Below are 1,047 nucleotides of genomic sequence, written 5' to 3'. Positions count from 1 at the left end.
ATTCGGCAGCGTTTTTCACGCTGAAATGCCCGTTATCGCTTATCGTGAAGGTAAATGGCAGCCGGTAGAGTGGCAATCTTCCACAGACCTGACAATCGCCCCAGGCGCGCATGCTTTGCATTACGGCAGCGAATGTTTTGAGGGCTTGAAGGCATTCCGTCAGGCAAACGGCAAAATCGTGATGTTCCGCCCGACCGCCAACATCGCGCGTATGCAGCAAAGTGCGGATATTCTGCACCTGCCGCGCCCTGAGACTGAGGCTTATTTGGATGCTTTGATTGAATTGGTCAAACGCTCTGCCGAAGAAATTCCTGATGCGCCAGCCGCGTTGTACCTGCGTCCGACTTTGATCGGTACCGATCCTGTGATCGGCAAAGCTGGTTCTCCTTCCGAAACAGCCTTGCTGTACATTTTGGCTTCTCCTGTCGGCGACTATTTCAAAGCCGGTTCGCCCGTTAAAATCTTGGTGGAAACCGAACATATCCGTTGCGCTCCACATATGGGCCGTGTGAAATGCGGCGGCAACTATGCTTCAGCCATGCCTTGGGTGTTGAAAGCCAAAGCAGAGCACGGTGCAAACCAAGTGTTGTTCTGCCCGAATGGCGACGTTCAGGAAACCGGCGCGTCTAACTTTATCCTGATTAACGGCGATGAAATCATTACCAAACCGTTGACAGACGAATTCCTGCACGGCGTTACCCGCGATTCTGTACTGACTGTTGCCAAAGATTTGGGCTACACCGTTACCGAGCGCAACTTTACTGTCGACGAGCTGAAAGCCGCGATTGAGAATGGTGCGGAAGCGATTCTGACCGGTACGGCTGCGGTTATTTCTCCGGTAACTTCTTTCGTGATTGATGGTAAAGAAATTGAAGTGAAGAGCCAAGAGCGCGGTTATACAATCCGTAAGGCGATTACCGACATTCAATACGGTTTGGCAGAAGACAAACATGGCTGGTTGGTCGAAGTTTGTTAAATAGAACGCATTCAATAAAAAAGGCCGTCTGAAATATTTTTTCAGACGGCCTTTTTTATTGGTTTTTAGAG

At 50.0% G+C, this 1,047-nt stretch carries 1 protein-coding gene; it reads left to right on the top strand.

The features are described 5' to 3' along the window. A partial coding sequence (gene ilvE / locus ACTHUR_RS11840; protein ID WP_440398702.1) for a branched-chain-amino-acid transaminase occupies positions 1-976 on the top strand: 976 nt, incomplete at its 5' end. Positions 977-1,047 lie beyond the last annotated feature (71 nt).

This window comes from Neisseria sp. P0021.S007 (genome assembly GCF_051956855.1).
Note: the sequence above shows the minus strand (reverse complement) of the source record. Positions and strands in the feature narration are given on the sequence as shown.